Origin of the sequence: Fusibacter paucivorans (genome assembly GCF_018390735.1) — a bacterium.
GTDB classification, from domain to species: Bacteria; Bacillota; Clostridia; order Peptostreptococcales; family Acidaminobacteraceae; genus Fusibacter; species Fusibacter paucivorans.
This window is the reverse complement of the sequence record NZ_JAHBCL010000064.1, coordinates 1-6418: the sequence shown is the minus strand read 5'-3', so window position 1 is coordinate 6418 and position 6418 is coordinate 1. Positions and strand designations below refer to the sequence as shown.

At 32.2% G+C, this 6418-nt stretch carries 10 protein-coding genes; all 10 read right to left on the bottom strand.

The window, feature by feature from the left end; all coding sequences use genetic code 11:
- Window positions 1-399 precede the first annotated feature (399 nt).
- Window positions 400-870 (bottom strand): hypothetical protein, encoded by a 471-nt coding sequence (locus KHM83_RS19280; RefSeq protein WP_213238669.1) that lies wholly within the window; start codon window positions 868-870, stop codon window positions 400-402.
- 446 nt (window positions 871-1316) lie between these two features.
- On the bottom strand, window positions 1317-1793 hold the full coding sequence (locus tag KHM83_RS19270) for a hypothetical protein (protein ID WP_213238667.1): 477 nt from the start codon (window positions 1791-1793) through the stop codon (window positions 1317-1319).
- Window positions 1794-1953: 160 nt separating this feature from the next.
- On the bottom strand, window positions 1954-2202 hold the full coding sequence (locus KHM83_RS19265; RefSeq protein ID WP_213238666.1) for a hypothetical protein: 249 nt from the start codon (window positions 2200-2202) through the stop codon (window positions 1954-1956).
- 86 nt (window positions 2203-2288) lie between these two features.
- The gene (locus KHM83_RS19260) at window positions 2289-3143 is read right to left on the bottom strand and encodes a hypothetical protein (protein WP_213238665.1); all 855 of its coding nucleotides are present in this window, start codon (window positions 3141-3143) and stop codon (window positions 2289-2291) included.
- Window positions 3144-3786: 643 nt separating this feature from the next.
- Window positions 3787-4434, bottom strand: coding sequence for a hypothetical protein (locus KHM83_RS19255; RefSeq protein ID WP_213238664.1), 648 nt, complete (start codon window positions 4432-4434; stop codon window positions 3787-3789).
- 195 nt (window positions 4435-4629) lie between these two features.
- Window positions 4630-4881 carry a DUF3795 domain-containing protein gene (locus KHM83_RS19250; protein ID WP_213238663.1) on the bottom strand — a complete coding sequence of 84 codons (252 nt, stop codon included), beginning with the start codon at window positions 4879-4881 and terminating at the stop codon, window positions 4630-4632.
- A 25-nt stretch (window positions 4882-4906) separates the two neighbouring features.
- Entirely contained in the window at window positions 4907-5251 is a 345-nt protein-coding gene (locus tag KHM83_RS19245; RefSeq protein ID WP_213238662.1) for a VOC family protein, read from the bottom strand.
- Window positions 5252-5505: 254 nt separating this feature from the next.
- Entirely contained in the window at window positions 5506-5844 is a 339-nt protein-coding gene (locus tag KHM83_RS19240; protein ID WP_213238661.1) for a type II toxin-antitoxin system PemK/MazF family toxin, read from the bottom strand.
- Window positions 5837-6034, bottom strand: coding sequence for a DUF2281 domain-containing protein (locus tag KHM83_RS19235; protein ID WP_213238660.1), 198 nt, complete (start codon window positions 6032-6034; stop codon window positions 5837-5839). Before KHM83_RS19235 ends, KHM83_RS19240 begins: the two co-directional genes overlap by 8 nt.
- A 105-nt stretch (window positions 6035-6139) precedes the next feature.
- A partial coding sequence (locus KHM83_RS19230) for a hypothetical protein (protein WP_213238659.1) occupies window positions 6140-6418 on the bottom strand: 279 nt, incomplete at its 5' end.

Here is a 6418-nt window from a genome sequence, read left to right as displayed (position 1 = left end):
CTTTTGAAAATTGCTTTTGATTTTTTGTTCCCATGAGCCTTCTCCTTTTGAATTGGGTTTATTATATCTTGTATTCTAAAAAGACTCAACTTTACTTGTCCTATTTTTATACTATCATCAAATACTAATATTATCCATCTAATTAACTTTCTCAATACTTAATCCTACTTTCTTACCATTAACAACCAATTGGTTCTTATATCATCACTCTTAACAAAATAGTAACTGCTCCAAATCACTAACTCTAACGGAATGAATCCACTAAGATATAAATTCCCCTTATACGAAATGATTATGTTGGCTAACGTTCACGCGATTCTAGATGTTCCTCGCTTTTAACACCTCATCGGAAGGAATGTTGGGAATCGGCGTGTTCGTGATGAATTTAAAAATATATAATTATGTAAAGCTCTCGTGATTATCCTTTAATCTTTTATGTTTTCTACTCCACAACCTCATAATGTAGACAAAAAAGTAGAATGCACTTGCTATATATGAAAATATACTATATTGAACGTGAAACAGAATATTAAATCCGAAAAGTGGAATTACAAATAAAACGTAAGCTGGATATTGAAGGCTTGATAAGATATCAAAAACAAAATTTAATTTCCCTAAAGAATGTATTTCCAATTCAGAGAGAAGGTTAACTGATGCTGATAAAACTATACCCATTAACAAGATTGCGTTTACGATATTACTCTTTTCGCGAATACTAACAATGCCTTTATAAAAAAATACTACAAATATTGAAGATACTATGAAGTTCACAACTGTAATGTTCACATCAGGATATTTGATCGCTTCAAAAAAGTTAACATATAAAGAAAGTAAGTATACTATTATCATGACAATAAATTGTCTTTTCATTCTAACCTCATTTCGTGCACATTTACTGTTTAAATTTTTCACATAGCGGTTCCGCGATTTACGATGTTCCTTGCTTTTAACGCTTCAGTTTCGATCATATTATCTAAAATTGGCGATATCAGTCGTTTTCATTCAAAGAAACAATTGATTGCTTATGCTGCAACTGCTGGTATTAGCAATCGATCAACAGAGCCTTCAAATAAGGTACTCAGAGATTATTATGACCATTTGGTTGACGTGGAAATCCTAAACGCGTAGTGCTTACAGCAACATCATGTAAACTTCTAAGTTTTTTTGTATGTTGAGAAGCAATACTGTATTTTTACATCAATCATAGCATATTTTTAAAGTCTCAGGCACGAGGCTTATTTGGTATGATCAAAACACGAATAACAAACTTTTTACGTTTCTATCGACAAGTATTAGCTGGTTTAGGCGATGTTAACTTAATTTCTAATCAATTTGTGATACACACTACTTGTTTTATAAAATAATACGCCCCCAACAATAATCATCAGTAATCCAAATATTATATGAAGTGTGTTCGAAAGCATCAAATAATCTGGCATTTGATGCTCTATTAGAGAAAAATAGTTTATAACTGATCCAACTACTTGAATAGAGTATTCTTGCATTATTATAAATCCAATAATTTTTATAGTATCCCATCCTATTCCATCTATCATTTCAATATCATTATATGGATTTTTAGATAATAATTTCTTTGGATTTCCGAGTAGATAGATACTTAACAAAAGAAAAAAAGTATGTATTGTAGCTGTTGAGGTTAAATCTATATAATTTATCTCTATCACACTAAACACATTTAATATGATACTCTGTTTAATAAAATAGAGTGATTTGAATAATATGTAAAATGATAATACTACTGATATAATGCTATTAATCTTTTCTAGTTTCATAATTTCCCTTTCTTTTAAGTTAATGTTACCTAACGTTCCTTCCTTTTAACGCGGAGCGGAAAATGTGGTGCAGGCCTTGCTTCGCAAGGGCTGTGTCATTGAAAAGAGTGTCAATGAACCGTTGTGTTATATGTAGTTATTAATTTTTTCATTATATTAATTAATTGTTCTTTTCTTGCGTCCACAAGTATCTCACAACTGTAATCGCGCATACAATAACTCCGAATAGCATAATCATCATGCTTATATCAGATAAGCCGTTCTCAAAAATAGCCCAAGCTGTTTCTGATCTATCTACACCATAACTATATTCTTTGGGCCACGCTAAGTTTCTTGCACTTAATCTCAATATTGCTCCAATAATAAATGATATTATACCAATTATTGATGTTGTTCTGATTCTTTTCATTTTTTCCTCCCCAAACTAATAATTACATATAATGTTCTCTCGATTCCCGATGTTCTTCTCTTTTAACGCCTCAGATGATGGATGACTTATTCTCCAACAGTTATTACCTCATTTGTGAAAATATTGATTCTTAATAATTGACTTTCGCATTCTATAGTTGTATTAAGACCATATATTTCTATCCATTCATCACCAATTAACTTAACATAACTACTCGTAGTCAAATGACTTTCTCCAGTCATTTTATTATATCCTTCAACACCATAAATATAATTAGAATTCCCTAGCTGTTCAAAAGAATTTCCCTCTCTTGAAATATATAAATTACCTGATCCCATTGCTAAAAGTTGATATTTGATTCTGATTATCAAACCATTATCCATTATAATTTCATTATTTTGATTCCAATTCGTTTCAACTTGAGGAATGTCAGTTGTATTTATCTGTAATCCTTTTTCATTGTCAAATGAGTAATTCCAATGCAGTTCATTAATACAAATATCCCATGTTAATGGCATATAAATAATATTATTTATATACATAAAAGGACATTTTTCATAATTATGAGGTATTTCAAAATTCTTCACAACTTCAATAAAATCAGTATCAGCTGACAAAATTCTTATAGCATCTTTTTCATCTTTAATAATTGGATTGTATTTTTCATATTGGATCATCTCATGGCTACTTGTTAAAATTAACCCACCCTCTTCGTCTAATATCATACTTAACCCCGTCAGTTGATTATTTGTATATGTTAATGGCAAATATGTAATATTATTATGTATAACAAATGGATATTTTAACGAATTATTATTAATATCAATGCCATTAATATTAATTGGAAAATTAGGGAGTTGAATATCCTTTGTAATAGCAAATACACAATTTGAATTAATTAATAACATTGCAAACAACAAAACTAATAAATGTTTTTTCATAACGAATTCATCCTTTCTTCTAAAAATGCATTCTGTTATTGATTACAAAGTCATCTTTCATATAACGTTCACGCGATTCACGATCTTCTATCGTGTTTTGCCGTAGGCAATTCAGCTCAAGGCACCTGTGTTAAAATCTCTGAACACAGGTGGCAGCGCTAGATGATGTCGGGAACCGATGTGTTAGGTGTTGTATTAAATTTTGTCTTTTTTATTCCATACTAACTTTATCAATAATCTCAATAGTATTCCATAAACAAACACATTAATGAAACTATTAAAACTGACTATATCTCTAGTGTCCATCCATCTCATATTAAAATAAACAGCGATTATGAAAACCAAAATAATACTAAGGTATTTAAACGCTACGTTATCTTGTATTTTTTTAAATATCTCAGAATTGCGATTCAAAACTACATCCATTACAATATATGCTAGTGTGAATACTATTATTGCTATAATTAGGTATTTATTCATCAAACTTTCTCCAATTTAATATGTCACTTAACGTTTCCGCGATTCACGACGTCTCACTCTTTTAATGCGAAGCAGAAAAAGTGTCGCATGGCTTGCTTCACAAGGCATGTGACCTCGAGAGGAATGTTGGGAATCGGTGTGTTAGGTGAAGTACATAGCTTTTTTAATCCGCAGTTAAATGCCTAATCAATATACGTACAACTTTATTATCCTCAAATAAAAAGATTAACGCTCTCGGATCCTCCTCTTTTGTAATGAAACAATACTTATCATAATCTACAAATTTTGATGTATCTACTCTTAGCCCAGTAATTCTCATGTTACTTATAATCTCTTCATTTAATTTATCATATATTTCTTCTTTTTTTAAACCATATTCTTTCATCACATCTTCAATTGTTGAACCAATATGGATTCCTTTTGAAGTTACATATTCCTCATCTATAGCATCTATCTCAACAATTATGCAATCAGGTGAAATTTGGAAATTTTCATTATCATAAACTACTACTTCATAATCTTTATACTCTAGCAATGAGTAATACCCTTTTTCTACAATGGTCATCTCATCTTGAATTGGAATTATATTGATAGGCTCCCCCAGCATATCAACAACTTCTTGATATTTCGTACCAAATGTGATTCCTAAAATAGAGACGTCTTTATAAGTATCACCATCTTCGATGTCTGATTTATTATTCTTATTAACACTCCCTATATTATCATTAGTAATTTGCGTATGTGTACATCCTAGCATTAAAAGCGATGGTATTAATATTGTCATAACAATTTGTGTGCATTTTATTTTCATCAATGCTTCTCCTATGTATTTTACCTAACGCTCCAGCGATTCCCGATGTTCCTTCCTATTAACGCCTCAGCGGAAAAAGTGGCAAGTAGACTTGCGTCGCAAGTCTCGTAACATCAGAAGGAATGTTGGGAATCGACTTGTTAGCAGAAGTTTCGTACGGAAGCTGCCACAGAATATAAAATTCTCGAATAAATATCAGTTTCCATAAATTTTTAAGTTATCAATAGCTGCGAGTCCATTGACCTCTTTAAGTGCTGTATGTAATTCGTTACATGGAAATTCATTACATTTCCCACAATGCTCATAACCTTTTTCAGTGCAGCATCTATACCACTTGCATTCACCAAATAATGAATTTCCCTTCATCACATGACATCCTTTACATTTTCCATCTTTCATATAATCACAAATTCCGCATTCTAATCCACACAATCCAAACCTATCCATATCTAAGCCTCCAGTATATTAAGAATCATACTACAAATCCCAATTCATTTCCGTCTATGTCTAAAATAGTAAATTTTCGTGTTCCCCAGGGAGTATCAAATATTGGCTCAATTACTATAACCTTATCATTTATCGTTTCCCATAGCTCATCAACGTTTTCAACTGTAAAATTCACACGCCCACTTGGATTCACCCCTTTAACTTGACCAATAGAAAATGTCGCACCATTATCTGATAGAAAATCATAATATATCGGATTATCCAACGGCCAACAATTACCTACCTCAAAGCCTAAAACCTCTGTGTACCACTTTAGTGATCTTTCTATATCTGATACATTTAATCTAATATGTTGTAAATTTGTTTTCAATCCTATAACCTCCTTGAAATATTATGAATTTATCAGGGTATGACCAGCACGAAATTTTAGCTAACGTTCCCGCTATTCACTATCGTTCCTTCCTTTTAACGCCTCAGCGGAAAAAGTGGCACCGAGACTTGCCTCGCAAGGCATGTGACATCGAGAGGGATGTTGGGAACCGGAGTGTTATGCGAATCATTTTCCGTAATAATCATTTAATTCCTAATTATGTATTTTGATCACAAAAGAAAAACCCTTCCGGGTCATTCAGTAACTATGTCAATAAGCCTCTCCTTGACATCTAGTGTTTTAGATTGTGACAAAGCTCCATATCGTTTTACTACGATACTTTTGGATAAAGTATAAACCTTGTCAGATCTAATACATGAAGTTTTTGGAAGATAGCCCTCAATCATATCTGAATCATCAAATAAAATTTCGCGCTTCCCGCCTCTTATATTAGATGTAATAGCGATTACAATTATGTCTTCAGAAGAATTGTTATAACTGCTATTTGATAACACTAAAACAGGGCGCCTTTTTGAAGATGTCAAATCTGTAAATGGTATTGGAACTAATAATATATCTCCTTGTTTATACATTATTCCATACCTCGTCATCAATCTCATTATCCCAAAATGACATACTAGATTGGCTTGCTTCTTGTAAATCATGATTATTTTCTTTTGATTTTTTTGCTTTAATATATTCGATATAATCAAGAACTTCTGGTAATTCTTTTTCTGATAATTCATCTATCAATTTATGAACATAATCTTTTGCTGTGTTCATTATAATCACCTCTTTCTATAATTATTATACTATATTTCATTTGTCTGTAGGAAAATGTTTTGCTTAACGTTCCCGCGATTCCCGATGTTCCTTCCTTTTAACGCCTCAGCGGAAAAAGTGGCGCGGTGCTTGCCTCGCAAGCAGTGTGACATCGGAAGGAATGTTGGGAATCGGCGTGTTCGTATAATTGAAACATACCAGTTTGATCGAGGTATGTTTTTTTTGGTATATATCTCCTATCAAACTAGGCGTAGAACGATCGGCGTGTAGAGCCTCGAGCTTGTCGCATAAACTGTTCACGCTAACATTTTGTATGTATATCTCGATTAAGCTGGTTGGGCTTTTAGCCCGCATCACCGCACGAACCTGAGAAACGGCATTTTG